At 41.1% G+C, this 18458-nt stretch carries 14 protein-coding genes and 1 tRNA gene; 5 read left to right on the top strand and 10 right to left on the bottom strand.

Going from position 1 to position 18458, the window contains the following annotated elements; genetic code table 11:
- Entirely contained in the window at positions 1 to 441 is a 441-nt protein-coding gene (locus ACYQ0C_RS07680) for a PepSY-like domain-containing protein (protein WP_016276728.1), read from the top strand.
- On the top strand, positions 434 to 610 hold the full coding sequence (locus ACYQ0C_RS07685) for a hypothetical protein (RefSeq protein ID WP_175271148.1): 177 nt from the start codon (positions 434 to 436) through the stop codon (positions 608 to 610). Before ACYQ0C_RS07680 ends, ACYQ0C_RS07685 begins: the two co-directional genes overlap by 8 nt.
- Before the next feature lie 21 nt (positions 611 to 631).
- On the opposite strand, the gene ACYQ0C_RS07690 is transcribed toward ACYQ0C_RS07685, so the two are convergent.
- From ACYQ0C_RS07690 to ACYQ0C_RS07720, 7 genes are all read right to left on the bottom strand, one after another.
- Positions 632 to 1840 (bottom strand): L-serine ammonia-lyase, encoded by a 1209-nt coding sequence (locus ACYQ0C_RS07690; protein WP_016276727.1) that lies wholly within the window; start codon positions 1838 to 1840, stop codon positions 632 to 634.
- Positions 1841 to 1990: 150 nt separating this feature from the next.
- The gene (locus ACYQ0C_RS07695) at positions 1991 to 3154 is read right to left on the bottom strand and encodes a metallophosphoesterase (protein ID WP_016276726.1); all 1164 of its coding nucleotides are present in this window, start codon (positions 3152 to 3154) and stop codon (positions 1991 to 1993) included.
- A 63-nt stretch (positions 3155 to 3217) separates the two neighbouring features.
- Complete coding sequence (locus ACYQ0C_RS07700; protein ID WP_016276725.1) at positions 3218 to 4732, bottom strand: RagB/SusD family nutrient uptake outer membrane protein; 1515 nt, start codon at positions 4730 to 4732, stop codon at positions 3218 to 3220.
- Between the two features lie 18 nt (positions 4733 to 4750).
- A complete protein-coding gene (locus ACYQ0C_RS07705; protein WP_016276724.1) occupies positions 4751 to 8140 on the bottom strand; it encodes a TonB-dependent receptor in 3390 nt (1129 codons plus the stop codon).
- A 15-nt stretch (positions 8141 to 8155) separates the two neighbouring features.
- Positions 8156 to 9325 carry a FecR family protein gene (locus tag ACYQ0C_RS07710; protein ID WP_016276723.1) on the bottom strand — a complete coding sequence of 390 codons (1170 nt, stop codon included), beginning with the start codon at positions 9323 to 9325 and terminating at the stop codon, positions 8156 to 8158.
- Between the two features lie 103 nt (positions 9326 to 9428).
- Positions 9429 to 9980, bottom strand: a complete 552-nt coding sequence (locus ACYQ0C_RS07715; RefSeq protein WP_016276722.1) for an RNA polymerase sigma-70 factor — start codon at positions 9978 to 9980, stop codon at positions 9429 to 9431.
- A gap of 79 nt (positions 9981 to 10059) precedes the next feature.
- Positions 10060 to 12570, bottom strand: a complete 2511-nt coding sequence (locus tag ACYQ0C_RS07720) for an endonuclease MutS2 (RefSeq protein WP_016276721.1) — start codon at positions 12568 to 12570, stop codon at positions 10060 to 10062.
- Between the two features lie 147 nt (positions 12571 to 12717).
- Here ACYQ0C_RS07720 and ACYQ0C_RS07725 point away from each other — a divergent pair.
- The 3 genes from ACYQ0C_RS07725 to lnu(AN2) all read left to right on the top strand — a co-directional run bounded on the left by ACYQ0C_RS07725 (position 12718) and on the right by lnu(AN2) (position 14872).
- Positions 12718 to 12802, top strand: a tRNA-Ser gene (locus ACYQ0C_RS07725).
- Between the two features lie 327 nt (positions 12803 to 13129).
- Positions 13130 to 14335: a macrolide efflux MFS transporter Mef(En2) gene (gene mef(En2), locus ACYQ0C_RS07730; RefSeq protein WP_005786079.1), complete on the top strand. Its 1206-nt coding sequence runs from the start codon at positions 13130 to 13132 to the stop codon at positions 14333 to 14335.
- Positions 14336 to 14359: 24 nt separating this feature from the next.
- Positions 14360 to 14872: a lincosamide nucleotidyltransferase Lnu(AN2) gene (gene lnu(AN2), locus ACYQ0C_RS07735; protein WP_009038171.1), complete on the top strand. Its 513-nt coding sequence runs from the start codon at positions 14360 to 14362 to the stop codon at positions 14870 to 14872.
- 445 nt (positions 14873 to 15317) lie between these two features.
- On the opposite strand, the gene ACYQ0C_RS07740 is transcribed toward lnu(AN2), so the two are convergent.
- From ACYQ0C_RS07740 to ACYQ0C_RS07750, 3 genes are all read right to left on the bottom strand, one after another.
- A complete protein-coding gene (locus ACYQ0C_RS07740) occupies positions 15318 to 15671 on the bottom strand; it encodes a nuclear transport factor 2 family protein (protein ID WP_004308780.1) in 354 nt (117 codons plus the stop codon).
- 88 nt (positions 15672 to 15759) lie between these two features.
- A complete protein-coding gene (locus ACYQ0C_RS07745) occupies positions 15760 to 17163 on the bottom strand; it encodes a hypothetical protein (protein WP_004308779.1) in 1404 nt (467 codons plus the stop codon).
- Positions 17164 to 17374: 211 nt separating this feature from the next.
- On the bottom strand, positions 17375 to 18331 hold the full coding sequence (locus ACYQ0C_RS07750) for a toprim domain-containing protein (RefSeq protein ID WP_025077123.1): 957 nt from the start codon (positions 18329 to 18331) through the stop codon (positions 17375 to 17377).
- Between the last annotated feature and the right edge of the window lie 127 nt (positions 18332 to 18458).

An 18458-nucleotide genomic window follows, 5' to 3' on the forward strand; every position in this document is an offset into this window, starting at 1 on the left:
ATGAGAAAGATTTTGTTTTTAATGGCTATGCTGGTATGTTCTTTTCAGTTTGCCATGGCGGGCGATGTCGTGACTCGCGATGTGAATAAGCTTCCTGTTGCCGCACGTGAAATGATCGGCAAGCATTTCCCTCAGAATAAAGTTGCGTATATCAAGATTGAAAAGGATTTGTTTCAGACCACTTCCTATGATGTGAAGTTGGCCGATGGCATTGAATTGGAGTTCAATTCAAAAGGAGAGTGGCTGGAGATAGATTGCAAGAACAAGTCGGTTCCTTCTACTTTTGTCCCTCAGACTATAGCCAAGTATATGAAAGCTAATTATAACGGGCATAAAACGGTGAAGATAGAACGTAACCGCAAAGGGTATGAACTGACATTGGAAAATGGACTGGAAGTGGACTTTGACCAGTTTGGAGGATTCTTGAAATTGAGTGATTGAAAAGGATTTTCTCTCTTTGGAACGGCTCTTGCTGTATCCGGGTGTTTCTGTTTGTAGCAGTGCCGGTTGTTTTAGCAGAGGTTGGCAGAATCCGTCCGAATACACGCTGAAAGGTGAATGGGTTGATGTATTCGGACGGAAGCATTCCGCCCCTGCTATGGGGAAATGATAGATGTGTGCGGATAGTGAGTTAATCCATTTGCTTGTAATCTTTAGCCAGTCCACCTTCGCTGGTTTCCTTATATAAAGAAGGAAGATCATGACCGGTTTGCTTCATTACTTCCACCACTTTGTCAAAGGATACACGGTGATTGCCGTCTGTAAAGGCGGAATAGATATTGGCGTCAAGAGCCCGGGCCGCCGCGTAGGCATTTCGTTCGATACAAGGAATTTGTACCAATCCGCATACTGGATCGCAAGTCATTCCCAAGTGATGCTCCAAGCCCATTTCGGCTGCATATTCTATTTGTGCCGGGCTGCCTCCGAATAATTGGCTGGCAGCGGCGGATGCCATTGAACATGCCACACCTACTTCGGCCTGACAGCCTGCTTCGGCTCCTGAAATGGAAGCGTTGTGCTTTACTATATTGCCTATCAGTCCGGCAGTGGCCAGTGCTCTTAGAATCCGCATGTCACTGAAGTCACGGCTTTTTTGCAAGTGATAAAGTACAGCCGGAACCACTCCGCATGATCCGCAAGTAGGAGCAGTGACGATTCTACCCCCTGAAGCGTTTTCTTCACTGACTGCCAGGGCGTATGAGAAGACCAACCCGCGGGAACGTAGATTGTCTTTGTAGCCTTTTGCTTTAATATAATAGGTGGAGGCTTTTCTACGCAGATTGAGTGGACCGGGTAATACGCCCTCCTGATCCAAGCCACGCTCAATGGCTTCTCTCATGGTTTTCCATACTTCTGCCAGATAGTCCCAAATGCCTTCGTCTTCACATTGCTGGACGTATTCCCAGTAATTGCGTCCGGTACGTTCACACCAGTAGAGGATTTCACTCATACGGTTCATATCATAGATTTCCGGAGTTGAGCCATTGTCGTGTCCTTCTTCAGCCAGAGCACCGCCGCCTACACTGAAAACAGTCCATTCGTCCGTTACTTTTCCTTTTTCATTCAATGATTTGAAAGTCATTCCATTGGGATGAAACGGATAGAAGACATGGGCTTTCCAGATAATCTCTGTAGGCGCATGTGATTGCAAGGTATCTAAAATGGCTACATCAGTCATGTGACCTTTACCGGTAGCGGCGAGACTTCCATAAAGGGTGACTTGGAAAGCTTTGGCTTCGGGATGTTTTCCTAAGAAGATTTCAGCAGCTTTGCGCGGCCCCATGGTATGACTGCTGGACGGACCGGTACCGATGCGGTATAGTTCTCGGATAGATTTCATTTCGTTTTATAAGGTTAGTTGTTATGCGCAACAAAGGTATAAAATAAAGGGGGAAAGTTGCAAGAAAGGAAAAGAAAAAACTCTCTTGACAAATAGGAAAGTTGTCAGGAGAGTTTGGAAAGACCATCGGTAGGATTTAGCGTATTGTCTTTATTTTAATTTTCTTTGTATGCCTTTGTCACCGACAACAAAATACTGATTGTTTTCAATCAGTATGGCTCGTCCGCGCTTTTTTTTCCGGTTTTCTTTATTGTCTACATTTACGCCAATGACCTTGCCGTTATAGAAAGTGGAGATATCCTTGAAAATGGTATGTCCCACGATGATGTGTTTTGCCTTATAACGATCCATTATCATTTGCAGGGAATCTTTTGCCAATGGATTGTACTTGGCATCGGTACGTACCAGGCCGCGATACCAGATGGGTCCGCTGTTTCCATACAGGAAGGCTGTGAGTGGAGAAAGCGCTTTGCGTTCTTTTTTATCCATAAATAGTCCTTTGCTCATTTCTTCATTGACGGTGGGGATGTTTAAGTTCTTGTCATAGAATTCCTTGCCCAGTCCGGCATGTACATATAGGTCGTTACCTATCATTTGCATGGTGTTACGGGTTCCCAGCCATCTGCCCAGCTCAGTGTCAGGACTGAATAGTCGGGGGTATTTCATTTTTAGCCTTTCAGCCAGTACTTTATATTTTCCTTTGGTGTATCGAAGGTCATTGGCTAGTACCATCGGCTCATGATTTCCCAGCATGAACGATACATGTCCTCCGGCTTTGGCTGCTTCCTCTTCCAGTTTGTAGAATAGCCAGAAGATTTGCGGTACATCTTTTCCTCTATCAAAAATGTCCCCTATAATCATCAGGTGGTTTTTTCCGAAGCTCCATTGGTAGTCTTTGTCAATGATATGGTTTCCTTGCAATAGACTGATGACACAGTCCAGTCTTCCATGAGGGTCGGACATGACAAATACTTTGTCTGCCTGAGGATAATTCCATTCGGGACGTTTCACCGGGTGCAGTTTTACATCAAATGGAAACCTGCCTTTGTGGTCTATTACATGCAGGGTAAAGTTTTGAGGTAATGTGGTATAAGTAGTATCAATGATATTCCCTTTCTTGTCTACACTGATTACTCTGGTTTGGCCGTCGGGCTGATACAGTACGTATGGGCCGTCGGCCGTTAATTCTTCTTTTTTCTCTTTGTCTTTCTTCTTGTCTTTGAAATCAAGAGTTCCGGCACTGAGGCCGGAACTGATGAATGTGAGGATGAATGCAAGAAGAAAGTAGTTGATAAAATTAGTCTTGCTTGTCATCGATTTGGGTCTTGAATTCAGTTAGAGTTTATTGATTTGGATTTTTTCAATTTGTGTTGACTATTATTTCAGATATTCTGGTGTTTGTACAATATTAGAATTAGCATTAATTTCTTTTTGCGGAATAGGTAATACTGTACGATAATAGTTTCTGTCGAAATCCATAGATGTTTTTTCGTCAGCGAAATGTACTACTTCTTTCATCATATCGTCAGTCTCGTTGATACGAGTGACTCGTAAATTGTTACGTAATAGGTCAAACATGCGGTGTCCTTCGCCGATGAGTTCTTTTCTGCGTTCTTCTAGAACATCATCAAGAGTAACCTCCGCAGGCATCATATAGTCCGGATTTCCTCGGAGTGCGATAGCTTTCAGGTATTTTGCAGCTTTTGTTGCATCTCCGCTTTTTACGGCTGCTTCGGCTGCATTTAAATAAGTTTCGGAAAGACGTACAATAGGAATATTGGCATCCATAATATTCTCTCCAGGTTGTGGTTGATACTTATTCAAATACATTACTTTTTTGTCTTGATTAACTAATAACTTAATGCGTACATCATTAGGCGTTTCTAACAGATGGTGATAAAAACTGACTGTAATGCACATATCTTGATATCCTTTTGGAGAAGTTAGATATCCCATACTTTCATTGCCGGGGCTTTCGGTAGTAGTATTGACTATTTCGAAGAGAATTTCTCCCGGATTTGCTTCGGAGGCTTCCGTACCCCATACAGTGGGATATTCTTCGGTATTCCATAATTGGTATTTATTGGCTTCCGATCCTTTTATAGCTTCTTCTGCAGCTTGTAAAGCTTCACTGTTCTTCCCCATATATAGATATGCCCGACTTAACAAAGTTAATGTGGCCCATTTACTGATTTTACCTTTCTTGTTTAAGGATAAATCTTTCTGATTCAAATTTGTGCCTGACCATGAATATGTGGGTATCATTAGATCAGCCGCATCCTTTAAATCTTTGATTATTTGATCATAACATTCAGCTACAGTATTACGTGAAGGTTTGCTGTCAGCAGTGGCTGATGCTGAAGTGATGATAGGTACTCCTAAAGAGGCTCCGTTATCTTTTAAATAAGTATATCCGAAGAAGCGTGTAAGGTCAAAAAGGGCCAGACCACGTATTGCTAATGCTTGTCCTTCTAAATCATTGCGGAAGATATGCTCATCTTCATCGTTTGGAAGAATTTCGATATTGTCAATTCCGTCTAATATAACATTACAGTTTTGAATGATGGAATAAAGATATGACCAGTGTGTACTTGGTCCATTTGCAGGTAACCAATCCATTTGGTAATAGTGAGCTGTTCTACAAGTTGATTGTACAGCTTGCATGTCATCTCCTGTTACATCTCCGTAGTAGATTAAACGCCCGGAATACGCATAGGCATTACGCATTGTCGCATAAATGGCGTTTAGCGAATAATCAATGTCGGAGAGAGATTTGATACTCGTTTCTGTTGGAATTTGTGTGGACGGTTCTAAATCCAACCAATCGTTTCCACATGAAGTAAACAATCCGATGGATAAGACTATTGATAAAAAATTATGTAATGTTCTCATATTGTTGTTTTTTAGTGGTTAAAAATTGATGTTGAGACCAAAAGTAACGGTTTTTAAAGGCGGTGTGGTTTGAGTTGCACTACCGGCACTAACAGCTTCAGGATCATAATTGTCATAGGCCGCCCATGTCCATAAATTGCTTGCTGATGCATAAATACGAACATTTCCTATATTGATTTTATTTGTCCATTCTTTAGGTAACGTAATGCCGAATGTGATATTTTTTAAGCGGAAATAATCAGTACTGTGGATACGGCGGCTACTTGTTATTTTATGCATTGATACAGAAGATGATTTACCCGGCATATATACTTCTATATTGGTTTGATCACCTGGCTTTTTCCAGCTATCACGATAATAAGTCGGAATGTTTGCATAGGAATCGTAACCGCCATGTTCTGTCTTTTGTGCCCAAGTATCATAAGAATATCCTCCGAATTGATAGGAGAATAAGAAATTTAAATCAAGCCATTTATAACGCAATGAATTAGAGATACCTCCGTTAACAGTTGGTTCTGCATGTTTATAAGGAATGAATTGTGCATTTTTAGAGTTCTCGGTAATTTCTTTTATATAATTTCCGTTCTCATCCAATTCATTGGTATAGAATAGAGGATTTCCTGTTTCAGGATTGATGCCCGCAAATTCTTGTACATAGAATGTACGATAAGAACTTCCTACTTTGTGTATTTGGGTTCCACTGACAATTTGTGTCTGTTCGCCATCTAATTTTACAACTTTATTGGAGTTATGACCTAAATTGAAAGTTGTATTCCAGCTAAAGTCTTTGGTTTTAATATTAGTGGAATTAATCGTCAATTCAATACCTTTATTTTTCACTTCACCTATATTCATTAAATAGCTGCTAAATCCTGTTGTCATGGATACAGGACAGTCCATTAATAAGTTTTTAGTTGTGCGGGTATAATATTCAACCGTGAAGTTCAGACGATCCCAAAAACCAAAATCCAAGCCAATATTCATATTGTAATTGGTTTCCCATTTCAGATCAGGGTTTGCAATTTGGGACATTTGAATACCGGGTTGCTCCAAGTAACCACCACTAATAGAACTTAATCCCATGTAACCGAAATAGTCAGAAGGAAGAGTACCATTTACACCGTATGATGCTCTTATGCGCAAGTCTGTCAACCAATCTTTTACAGGTAGCATAAATTCTTCTTCAATAGTACGCCATGCTCCGGATACAGACCAGAATGTTCCCCAACGATTGTCACGGTGTAAACGTGAACTGCCATCAACGCGAAAACTAGCTCCTAGATAATATTTATTTTTATAATCGTAATTCAAACGGCTTAAATAGGATACCAGTCTGTACCTTGAATCACTTCCCCCTACAGATACTGTTTTCATTCCATTACTGATGGCATGTTTGTCGGGAGTTGTAAAATTGTAAGCTTCTCCTGATAAATAGTCATTGTAGGTATCATCAATTTCATATCCGGCAAGAAAGTCCAAATGATGAATATTGTTGAAAGTTGTTAAATAGCTTAAGGTGTTACTCCATACCATTTTTTTATATTCTCTCATGCGCTTTACTACTTCTCCATTTTCATCTTCACCGTTGGAAGTACGTGGGTCATACCATTTCTCACCTTTTACAGTAGTGTAATCATAACTGAAAGTTGTTTTGAATTTCAGGTTTTTTATGATCTCATATTCGGCATAAAGCGTGTTGAATGCGCGTAACATTTTTTCATGTTTATAATCGTATTCAGCTGATAATTTAGGGTTGCGGTCATTGGCTTTACGGATAAACTTACGATTCCAACTGCCATCTTCATTATAAACCGGATCTGAAGGAGTAGCCCAATTGCGTGAAGAATAGAAAGGAGATGTATAAGTGAATCCTTCGTCATAAACGCTTTGATTTACATTTGAGAAAAGAATCTTGGCACCTACAGTCAATTTGTCTGTTGCGCTGAAATCTGCATTTACACGCCCTGTTACACGTTCCAGACCGGAACCTTGTACAATACCGTTCTGCTTCATATATGATAAGGAAGAATAATATTTGAATTTATCACTACCACCGGCTAGTGACGCTTCATAGGTAGAATGATGTCCCTTTTGAAAAAGTTCTTTATTCCAGTCTGTGAAACCACACCATGGAATTGGAGCATATTTATCGATTTGCCCATCTGCATAAGTTTTACTTTGTGACATTAGTTCTTCCTCTGAAAGATTAGGATTTTTATCAGCTAATTTGCGTTGTTGATATAATATCAATCCATTATAAATATATTCACGGCGTTCTTCTCCACCCATAACCGGACGATAATCCATTGCGAAATCATTGCTGCCCCAGTCTGCTTTTAATGAAACTTGTGCTTTTCCGCTTCTACCTTTTTTGGTGGAAATTAAAATAACTCCGTTCGCAGCACGTGAACCGTAAAGGGAAGCTGCAGCAGCATCTTTTATGACTGTAATATTTTCAATATCCGAGTTGTTTAATGTGGACATTATATCAAATCCGGAGTCGGAACTGGTAGCCGCAACAGAACCGGATTGAACGGGAACTCCATCAATCACATATAATGGAGAATTGCTTGCATTAAAAGATCCCATACCACGAATACGGATAGAAGTGGAGGCGCCAGGCTGACCTGAACTGGAAGTGACTTGTACTCCGGGAGCATTACCTTCTAGTAAGCTGGAGAATGAAACTACGGGCAGGTCTTTTAATTCTCCTGTTTTCACAGTTGAAGCGGAACCAGCGTATGCCGACTTCTTGAAAGTACCATAACCGGTAACAACCACTTCTTCCATGACATTATTATCGGGAGTCATGACTACTTTCAGCATCTTTCCGGCAGTAGCTTTGATTTCTTGTTTTCCATAACCTATATAGGAAATAATCAAAGTGGCGGGTATATGGTCAACATTTAGTGAGAAGTGTCCGTCCAGATCTGTAGTGGTTCCATTTGTAGTACTTTTTACCAAGATATTTGCTCCAATAATAGGTTCTCCCGTTTCATCCAGTACCGTACCGGTTAATGTTGTTTTCTGTTGAGGAACAGCAGTCTCTTTTTCCTCAATTTGCTTGATGGCAATAACGCCGTTGTGAACTGAATAGGTCAAACCGCTATTCATGAGACATTTATCAAGCACGTTGGCTATTTTTTCGTTATTTACATTTAGGTCTTGGACTTTTATTTGTCTCACATCATTGGTGCTGTATACAAAAGTAAAGTCGGTTTGTCTTTGGATTTCCCAAAGTATTTCACTCAACGTGGCATTCTTGAATGCAGCTGTGACAGTGGTTTGTGCAAACACTTTGTTGGCTGCCTGCATAAAACCTGTAGTAATGATACAGAAAAATAGGAACGTAATCCACAAACGTTTACTACTTTTACCGTGATTGGTGTAGTTGTGTTTTTTGTCCATAATACATCATTTTTATTAGTTATAGAATGTGATTGTTTTGTTATTGATTTTTACGTGTACCTTTTGTGTTTCTTCCAACAAACGTACAAACGGAGTGATTTCCGAATACCGGTCTACATTGCATCCGAAGCGTAAGTCTTTTATTCTTTCATTGGCAAAAATTACTTCCATGTCATACCAGCGTGATAGTGTTTTCATGATATCTTCCAGCCGCTGGTCTTTGAAGTGGATTTTTCCTTTTACCCATGAGGTGTAAAATCCGGCATCTACCCTACGTACCTGTATGCTGCTGTCTCCAAGGCTGATCGTTGCTTGTTGGGAAGGCTTTAAAATACAACTTTCTCCTGTTTCAGTGTTTACTTTGACGGAACCGTTTACCAAAGTTGTCTGATACTCTTCTTGTGGATAAGCAGAGATGTTGAATGTGGTTCCTAGCACTTCTACTTGCATGCCTTGAGTACATACTACAAACGGTTGCCCTGTTTTGCAAACTTCAAAATAGGCCTCACCTTCCAGTTCCACTTTACGCGGACCGTTATCAAATGTCACGGGAAAGCGGAGACTGGTCATTGCATTCAGATGTACTTTGGTTCCATCACTTAATAATAGAGCATATTCACCACCTCGTGGAGTTTCCACTTTATTATATATAGGTTTGTTTTCTTTAGCTGTTTTTGATGTTACTTGGTAATTCAGCATCGTAGAGTCCATGTGGACTTGGGCTCCGTCTATTTTCTCAAGCAGACTTCTTGCTTCTTTATTGATCTGGATTGTCTGCCCGTTGTCCAGTGTCAGGATAGCCTTGGATTCCCCAGGTAGAATGGATTGTGCAATGGGTTGTTTGTCCGAAAGAGAAACAGAAGAGGTGAATTTCATGGAAATACCTATAAAAAGAACGGGTAACAGAATAACTGCGGCATAACTTACTATTTTGATATATCTGCTTCTGCTATTATTTCTTTTGATTTGTTTTTCCACTTCTTTCCATCCGGATGAAGGGTTGAATACCAAACTTTGACGGAAGTGTTGTTTTTGGTTTTCTTCATCACAGATTTTTTTGAATAAAGTCTCGTGTGCTGTAGATTCTTCTCTCCAAGCAGCTAGTTCGGTCGTTTCTTCCGGGGTTATTTCGCCCGATAGATATCTTGCTATGAGGTTGGCTATATAGAAATCTTGTTTTATCATATTTTGACCTGTTTTTAATCTCTTTTATAGTAAAACAGGTCTCTTTAGAAAGAGGGTGAATAAAGAAACAACTTTTTTTGAAAAAAAATAAATAAGTGTCTTTTTATACAAAGAAAAAGAGCAAGTAATAATAGTCCTTCAGGTATTCTCTGAGTTTCTTGTAGGCTATTTTTTTTAAGGTGTGGACTGTCTCTGTAGATATGTTTAGTCTGTCTGCTATTTCTGCATTTTTTTTCCCTTCCAAGGCTAGTCGCATGATGGATTTCATTTGGCCGGGCAGTTTGTCTATGGCTTCAGAAACGATACGATAAGTTTCCTCTTCGACGATTGCGTCATGAAAAAAAGAGTCTTTCTTCTTCTCGATCACATTTTGGGCGTATTCATAAACCACTTTTGAATGCTCCAATTCGTTGAGTGCTTTATTGCGTACAGCTGTATATAGAAATGCTTTTACCTGATGCAGATAAAAAAAATCCTCTCTTATCTGCCATAGTTTGGCAAATGAATCTTGTACAATGTCTGCTGAAGTTTCTTGATTTTCTGTATATTGGTTAGCAAATAGGCATAGGGTTACATAATATTTATTGAAAATATCATGAAACCCTTGCTCATTAAGCTTAATACTTATCATTGTATGAGAAGTCTCAGATGCCACCTTCGCTTTTAATTTTCTCTAATTTCAATGCGAATATAGAGAAAATTAATTAAAAACAACCTCTTTCTCTATTAAAATATTATTTCAAATCTACTACAGTAATGCCTGCCCCGCCAAATTGTACGTGTTCGTCCTGATAGTGTTCAACTCCCGGAACACTGCCCAAATAGCTGCGGATCAAGGTGCGCAGTATGCCGGTACCTGTTCCGTGAAGGATGCGTACACGGTCTATTCCCAACAATATGGCGTCATCAATGAAATAAGTTACAGCCTGTATGGCTTCATTTCCGCGCATACCGCGCACATCAATGTCTTGTTTAAAATTTAGTTTCTTTTCGTATACTCGGTCTTGTGTGTCACTGCTGACAAAAGTACTTTTTGTCATTGCTTTTGGGGAAGCCTGTGTCGGAGTGCAGCGTTCCAGTCTGTCCAGTTTTACATTCGTTTTTATCATTCCGAACATGACTACTGCATTTTTCCCGTTTATCTCCAACACTTCCCCTACGCTGGACTGGCCTTTGATTTTTACAGGAGCGCCTACAGTGACAGGCTGTATTTTAGGTGTTGCAGATTGGGGAGAATCGGTTTTAGCCTTCTCTTTCTTGTCTTTTTTCCGTTCTTGCTTCTCGCGCAGTTTCTCCATTTTGCGGGCAATTTTATCTTCTTGGCTTTTTTTCTCGATATCTTCTACCTCATTTTTGAAATCAGCCAGTTCCTGGCGTGCCAGTCGGGTGCGTTCCTTGTCGGCTTGCGCTTCTTTGATGATGCGGATGGTATTTTCGATGCGGGCATTTGATTCCTGCAATAATTTTTCCGCGTCTTCTTTGGCCTTTCGCAAAATCTCTTTACGGCTTTTCTCCAGTTCTTGTATTTCTTCTTCGTATTTGGCGATGGTTTCTTCCATCTGTTTTTCCCGTTTACGGATGTTCTGACGCTTGGTTTCCCAGTAACGTTTGTCACGTACGATATCTTGCAGATATTTATCGGCATTGATATATTCGCTGCCTACAATTTCGGATGCGTCGGCTATCACTTCTTCCGGCAAACCTATTTTCCGGGCTATTTCTACAGCGAATGAACTTCCTGGATTTCCTATCTGCAATTGGAACAGAGCTTGCATTAAGTGTCTGTCATATAGCATGGCGCCATTAACCACACCTTCGTGATCTTCGGCAAAATGTTTCAAATTTTGATAGTGGGTGGTGATAACACCGAATGTGCCTTTTTCATTGAAACGTTTCAACACAGCTTCGGCTATGGCTCCGCCAATTTGTGGCTCTGTACCTCCGCCGAACTCATCAATGAGGATGAGGCTGCGTTCGTTACAGCTTTTCATCATTGTTTTCATGTTGGTAAGGTGCGAGGAATAGGTACTCAGATCGTCTTCAATGCTCTGTTCGTCGCCTATGTCTATAAAGATACTGCCAAATAATCCGGCATGGCTACGTTCATGCATCGGAACCGGCATTCCACATTGTAACATATATTGCAGTAATCCCACTGTTTTCAGACAGACGGATTTACCTCCGGCATTCGGTCCGGATATAATAAGGATACGTTGATTCAGATTCAGTTCTATATCTAGTGGGACAACTTTTTTATTATGCTTGGCCAGCGAGAGTTGCAGCAGTGGGTGTATGGCCATGGTCCAATCCAAAATCTGTTTGTCTTCCAGTGACGGCTTGATGGCGTTGGTCTGAATAGAGAAATGGGCTTTGGCACGGATGAAATCAATTTCAGCCAGAAACTCGTATGACTGGAGGATGGCGGGGACCTGTGGACGGATGACGGCAGAGAAATCTGTCAGGATACGGATGATTTCCCGTCGTTCTTCTCCTTCCAGTTCTCGGATTCTGTTGTTTGCTTCCACTACTTCGGCCGGTTCTATAAAGACTGTCTTGCCGGTGGATGATTCATCGTGTATGATTCCTTTTATTTTCCGTTTGAGTCCCGGTGCAACGGGGATGACGAGTCTTCCGTCACGCATGGTGGGGGTTACATCTTTGTCAATGTAGCCTTCTGCTTGGGCGCTGCGCAGGATGGTGCTCAAACTGCGTGATATGCTTCCGGCTGTCGAAGCCAGTTCTCTGCGGATGCGTAATAATTCGGAAGAAGCGTTGTCTTTGATTTTACCGAATTTATCTAAGATGTTGTTTATACGTGTAATAAGCTGGGGAAACACGATGATATCCCCTGCCAGTCTTCGTAGGGCAGGGTAGGGGGAGTTTCCTTCTTCTTGTTCTTCATCATCCGGGGTCGGTGTCAGGAAACGGATGATATCGCGGATCGTTTCTAAGGAACGGCATAAATCAAACAGTTCCTGCTCATCCAAATACATACCTTCTACACGGATACGTTTTAATGATGGGCGCACATCGAAAAAGTATTGATCGGGAAAACTGTCTTCCTCCTGTATGATGCGTATGAATTCCATTACCTGTTCCAGCCATTCATTAATGTCTTTAAAGGATTCGGAGAAATTCATTCCGTCTACTCTTTCTTGGCCTAATGTACTGAGGCATTTATCTTTTAGTAAATGACGGATGGAATCGAAGCCTATTTTCTGTTCGAAGTTCTGAGGGTATATCATGATTTGTTTCTTTCGTTTGTTATTTGAGTGCAAAAGTACGATTTGAAAATTTCATGGCAAAAAAACTGGTAAACTATTTGCATATTAAAAATAAAGTCGTACCTTTGCAGCGCTTTCAACGGAAAGCACTTCTGATAAAGGAGTTTTGGAGAGGTGGCAGAGTGGTCGATTGCGGCGGTCTTGAAAACCGTTGTACTGCGAGGTACCCGGGGTTCGAATCCCTGTCTCTCCGCAACAAACGCTGAAAATCAGCAAATTGCAAAACAAACACCCAGTTTTACACCCAAGAATGTAAAGTCGGGTGTTTTTGTTTTATTTAAGATAATACAACCACTACATAATAAAAGAGTAGCGATATTAAAAGAATCCGATGAGAAAAGACTAATATTTATCTATCCATTCAGTTTGATTTTTCAGGACTTTACATCGTCCTGAAAGTATTTGTTATTGTATTCCAACGTCAGGAGTGGATTATAATACAAGTTTTTTGTGTGGATAGAATTTCGTTTTGCTTAATGTACGAAAGTACTTATCTATAAACGCATGAAATATTAGCACAATGAATCATTGGAAATCAACTTTGGCCGTGATAGGAATAGGCCAACTCATATCTATTTTAACAAGTACGATTGTTGGCTTCTCCATTATTTTTTGGATTAGCAACGAATTTAAATCCCCGACAGCTTTATCTCTGGCTATTTTAGCTGGATTTTTACCACAATTTGTATTAGGCTTGTTTGCCGGGGTCTATGTTGACAGATGGAATCGAAAGAAAACGATGTTTTATTCGGACTTGTTCATCGCGTTCTGTACCCTATGTCTTTTTATTGTGATAACCAAGGGTTATAAAGACCTTTCTTTTTTTTATCTATTGACTGCTTGTCGTTCAATAGGCAGTACGTTTCATGCACCTGCTTTACAGGCAAGCATCCCTCTACTGGTTCCCAAGCACCATCTTGTCAGGGTATCAGGTTTGTACCATTCCATTCAATCCTTCAGTGAGGTGATAGCTCCCGTTGTAGGGGCAAGCCTCGTTGTTTGGCTTCCCATACAGTATATTCTGCTCATAGATGTGATCGGAGCTGTTGCTGCTTGTCTGACCTTACTTTGTGTCCAGATTCCTTCTCTTCAAAAAACGAAAGTTCTTCCAGATTTCAAAAAAGAACTGACGGAATGTTGGCATACCTTGCGGCGTACAATGGGCATTTTGCCTTTATTCGTATGCTTTACGCTGGTGACTTTTGTCCTTATGCCTGTTTTTACGTTATTTCCTTTTATGACGCTTCTGCATTTCAACGGAAACATTTTGCAAATGGGAGTTGTGGAAATGGGTTGGGGCTCAGGGGCATTGTTGGGCGGTTTAGTACTTGCCTGTAAGGCTTTGAAAAGCAAGCAAACATTAGTGATGCATACGGCTTATGTGATATTGGGATTGTATCTGATTAGCGCCAGTTATTTACCATCAAGCGCATTTATAGGTTTTGTTTGCCTAACATTTACAGGAGGCATAGCTTATTCCATTTACCATGCGCTTTTCATCGCTATTATTCAGCAGAACTTGGCTTCGGACATGCTTGGACGGACTTTTTCTCTCATCTTTAGTTTGAGTACCTTTCCATCAATGCTGGGTATCGTAGCTTCAGGATATTGGGTGGAAGCATGGGGTATCACATCCGTCTTTATGATCAGCGGATGGGTTATCTTTCTGATTGGAGTGGGTGCAAATTTTATTTCTTCAATCAAGCAGTTGGATAATTACGCATAGTATTATTTATTAAAGAATTATTATATGACAAAGAAAGAACACACTACGATTACAGAGTTATTTCAAGTTTTGGACTTGTTGGAAAGCCTGGACATGCAGTTTTGGTTGGATGGAGGCTGGGGAGTGGATGTCTTGTACGGACAGCAAACCCGCTTGCATAGAGATATTGACATTGATTTTGATGCCAATTATACAGACCAACTCCTTGATCTTTTGCAGGAGAGAGGATATCAAATTGAAACAAATTGGTTGCCCACCCGTATGGAACTGTATAGCAAAGAATTAGGCTATATTGATATCCATCCTTTTGTCTTGAATGCGGACGGCACTTCCAAACAAGCCGACTTGGATGGAGGCTGGTATGAATTTCAACCGGACTATTTTGGAACAGCAGTCTTTGAAGGCAGAAGCATCCCTTGCATTTCTGCAAAAGGGCAACAAGTATTCCATTCGGGCTACGATTTAAGAGAGAAGGATATTCACGATTTATCTATAATTAAACAATGTATAACAACAATGAGCCTAACAATTAGATAAGAACAAGAAAATGACAGAAAAACAAATTGTCTGGTATATCTTACTTACAGAAGTAAAGATAGACAGTGACACCCAGTCTGTCACATCCCTGAGTGTAGCTCCATTGGCAGTCTTGCCGGAATTCCAGCGTAAGGGAATTGGGGGGGATGTTGATTCAGTAAGCCCATCAGAGGGCAGCACTTTTGGGTTACGGCACAGCAGTCGTATTGGGGCATAAAGAGTATTATCCTCGATTTGGCTATCGCAAGGCTATCGATTTAGGAATTGAATTTCCTTTCGAAGTCTCTCATGAATATTGCATGGTGGCTGAATTAATACCTGGAGCTACTGAGAATGTGAAAGGTATGGTTTGTTATCCAACTGACTTTAAATAGTTTAACAAGTAAAATTCATTATATAACTCGGACTGGGTATTTCAATTTCCCAGTCCGTATTCTGATAGTACTTATTCAATTGGAAGATTGTGTTGCTTCAAGAATGAAAGTTTATCCCAATACCCTCTTTGAAAGACGATTTTGTTATCTTTTACATGAAAAAATCCGCATCCACGAAGTCCAAGAGAGTCTTTCCATTCCATGATAGCCCATTCGCCATCTTCAAAAATATTTTCCACCATACAAACCATTTTAGCAGTGGCAAATTCATTCACAAACATTTTGTAGATTGATTCTTTACCTATTATTGGTTCGTTTGCGACTTGATGATTTACTGCATTAGTAGCATACAGCTCTGCTATATGATAAGCATCTGCTTTGTTAAAGCAATCTATCCATTTTTCCAAAACTTCTTTAGGCTTCATTTTTTATAAATTCTTAGGATTTTGATTCTGTAATAAAAACAATCTGTTTGGATGCATAGATACTTGATTTTATTAATAATAGGCTATTCTATATTCTAAATCCTCTGGATTTTTGCTCTCTCTGCACCGAGTTACGTAGATTCTGCTGTAACTTTTCCCATTGTTCCTTAAACCATTGTACTATGGGTTGTCGGTTTATGGTCAGCATAAGCTTACCACTATCCATCGGATGTTTCTCAACCCTAAAAATATCATTCTTGATGTCAAATTTCCACCTGTGTTCTTCGGAATAAATTTTGCCACTACATTGTATGGATTCTTTCTTTGTCAAGAGGTTTTCTATCATGTCTTTGGTAAACCCGATAACAGCGCATAATTTTTCCATTCTCAACATCTCTTTGAACATGGGAAACCATTTGTGGGCTTTTTCAAGCAAGGTGCTCAATCGTGATATTTCCTTGTCTTTGGCTTCAAGTTCTTGATTATGTATTCTTTGAAGATTACGAATTTGTCTGCTATGCTGTTCCTGTATTTGTTGTATCTGAATTTTTAATTCATCAGTAGCTTTGTCCCGTTTGGTAATTTCCTGATGTAGCTGCTCGATGTGATGTTCCAGTTCTTTCAGCTTACCGCTTCCGAAAAGAGAACCTACACCGCTTGCTATGGCGGTAGCAGCATTGGTGGCTGTTTTCTTTAGTTTGTCCGTGCGTATCTCTGCTTTTACCTGTTTGAGTTCCTGTTCGGCAAGGCTTACTTGTTGTTCCTTGTGTCGCTTGGTTTCCTCTATACGTTGCAGTTCGGCTTTCTGCTTCTCAATGATGAAATCATTTCGTTCCAGATGCTCTTTACCTGTGACAGCTTTTGCCTGTCCACGTTCCATCAGGAGAATATCGGAAGCAAGGGTCTGCATGGTTGCCATATCCTCGTCATTGAGCTTTCGGCTCTTTCCAGTTTCATGGTTCATCCAGTCGAATACGACATGAGCATGATAATTTGGTTTGAACCATCTGTTACCGACTTGGAAGCTCTCCTTGTCTTCTGCTTCCGGCTGACCGTTCAGCCAATGCCCTTCGTCTTTATGCAGGAAAATCTGTAGCGGAGTGATGCCCCAGCGTCTTTGGCACTCTTCACCGAATTTGCGTACATCAGCCAGTGTGGTGTCCGGTCTGATAAGCAATACTCCTTCACGGATGGGTGAGCATCCCGCCACCTTGATAATCTTTCCATTCTTTCCCTTGCGTTCCCTTTCCTTTTCCTGCATGGCACGTCCGGTCTTTTCCTTGACCATTTGCTTGATATTGTCATAATGAGTTCGCAGTTCGGGAGTGCCGAAGTCGGGATTTATCCACTGTTCGTTATCGGTGGAAAGTTCGGGAACGACATAGATTCTGGACTCCCCGATATTACGCATATACTCGGCAGTCCTTCGGTTGTGTGCCTCGCTCGATGCGATGTTGCAAGGCTTGATATGTATGCTTGATTTTGTTGCCATAGCTTCTTTCCTTTGTTTACAATTGATTTACTTTGCTCGCTTTCGCAGAGGGGTTCTTAGGGGTAACCCATAAGCGGAGATTGCAAAGAGAGGGTCACTCTTTGCTCGGGGTTCTCAGGGGTGAAACGCCCTGAGTGGGTCATTAGGGCAAAGCCCTAATCCCCTCGGGAGAGCCCACAACTACGAAAGCGAAGCGTGTAGTTATAGTGGGCTATAACTGGAAGCCGTTCTTCTTTTCCGGTGATTGGCTGCGCACCCCTTTGGCGGACTGGAGCTGCCTTTTTCTTTCAATCTGTTTCTGTAAGTATTCGTTCAAGTCCTTGCATCCTCTGTAAATCTGCGAAGCGTCCCGGAGGTACCGCTCTCTGCCGTATTCCATGCGGATTTGCCGGAGTGCTTCCAGTCCTGCATGGTCGTTGTCGAAAAAGCAGTGGATGCGTTCGTAATTGCCCAACGGATAGAGAGCCTTGTTTACATTCGATACGGAGTTCAATACAATGTAGTCCTGCCCGTCCAATTCCGGATAATTTGGGCAGCTCTCTTGTCTCAATGTCAAAAAGGAGAGGTAGTCCATAAATCCCTCGAACACATAACAGGTATTCCTCGCTTTTCCCGACTGCCTGATGTGGGAGATTTCCTTTGGGGCGATGCAGCCCTTGAAATAGCGGTTGCGGATTTCATATCCACACGAACCATTGGGAAAGGCGATGGCAAAGTACCGCTTGCCGTTGTGAGTGAAACGTGCTTCACTACATTCTCTTTTCGCCAGTTTTATGTTAATTCCTCTACCTTGTAAGTAGGCAAGCAGGGCAGTAGATGACAGCGGAACAATCTCCAACTGTTGGAAGCTCGGCTCGGAAGAGTTTTGCTTTCCAAAAGAGAAAGATACCGGGCGCACGTGCGGTGTCTGCTCTGCTATCCGTTTCAAGATGTAAGGTACATGGTCGGTAGCGTACAGGTGTGCAGCCAGTTCTATGATACCACCACCTTTACCCAAACCGAAGTCATACCATTGTTCACGTTCGGTATTTACCTTGAACGAGGCTTCGGCTTCTTCCCTTAACGGTGATTTATACCACAGATTGACACCTTGTTGCTTGACGGGAGAATATCCTAAACTATGCAGATAATCCGCTATTCTGATTTGCTTGGCTGTCTGTATATCCATAAAATGATTGTTTTAGTAGTTGGTGAATTGGTTTATTTTTCTTTTTGCCCGTACCTTTTTAGGAAGTACGGTCTATAATCACTTCACTAAATTCTCGTATATATAGGATACGGTAATAAAGTGAAGT

The organism is Phocaeicola sartorii JCM 17136 = DSM 21941, assembly GCF_054653615.1.

Bases quoted from the DNA above. Each gene is read 5' to 3' on its own strand.
- ACYQ0C_RS07705 (WP_016276724.1), bottom strand. From the start codon at position 8,140: ATGGACAAAAAACACAACTACACCAATCACGGTAAAAGTAGTAAACGT.
- ACYQ0C_RS07750 (WP_025077123.1), bottom strand. From the start codon at position 18,331: ATGGATATACAGACAGCCAAGCAAATCAGAATAGCGGATTATCTGCAT.
- ACYQ0C_RS07700 (WP_016276725.1), bottom strand. From the start codon at position 4,732: ATGAGAACATTACATAATTTTTTATCAATAGTCTTATCCATCGGATTG.
- ACYQ0C_RS07720 (WP_016276721.1), bottom strand. From the start codon at position 12,570: ATGATATACCCTCAGAACTTCGAACAGAAAATAGGCTTCGATTCCATC.
- ACYQ0C_RS07690 (WP_016276727.1), bottom strand. From the start codon at position 1,840: ATGAAATCTATCCGAGAACTATACCGCATCGGTACCGGTCCGTCCAGC.
- ACYQ0C_RS07710 (WP_016276723.1), bottom strand. From the start codon at position 9,325: ATGATAAAACAAGATTTCTATATAGCCAACCTCATAGCAAGATATCTA.
- ACYQ0C_RS07745 (WP_004308779.1), bottom strand. From the start codon at position 17,163: ATGGCAACAAAATCAAGCATACATATCAAGCCTTGCAACATCGCATCG.
- ACYQ0C_RS07695 (WP_016276726.1), bottom strand. From the start codon at position 3,154: ATGACAAGCAAGACTAATTTTATCAACTACTTTCTTCTTGCATTCATC.
- ACYQ0C_RS07740 (WP_004308780.1), bottom strand. From the start codon at position 15,671: ATGAAGCCTAAAGAAGTTTTGGAAAAATGGATAGATTGCTTTAACAAA.
- ACYQ0C_RS07680 (WP_016276728.1), top strand. From the start codon at position 1: ATGAGAAAGATTTTGTTTTTAATGGCTATGCTGGTATGTTCTTTTCAG.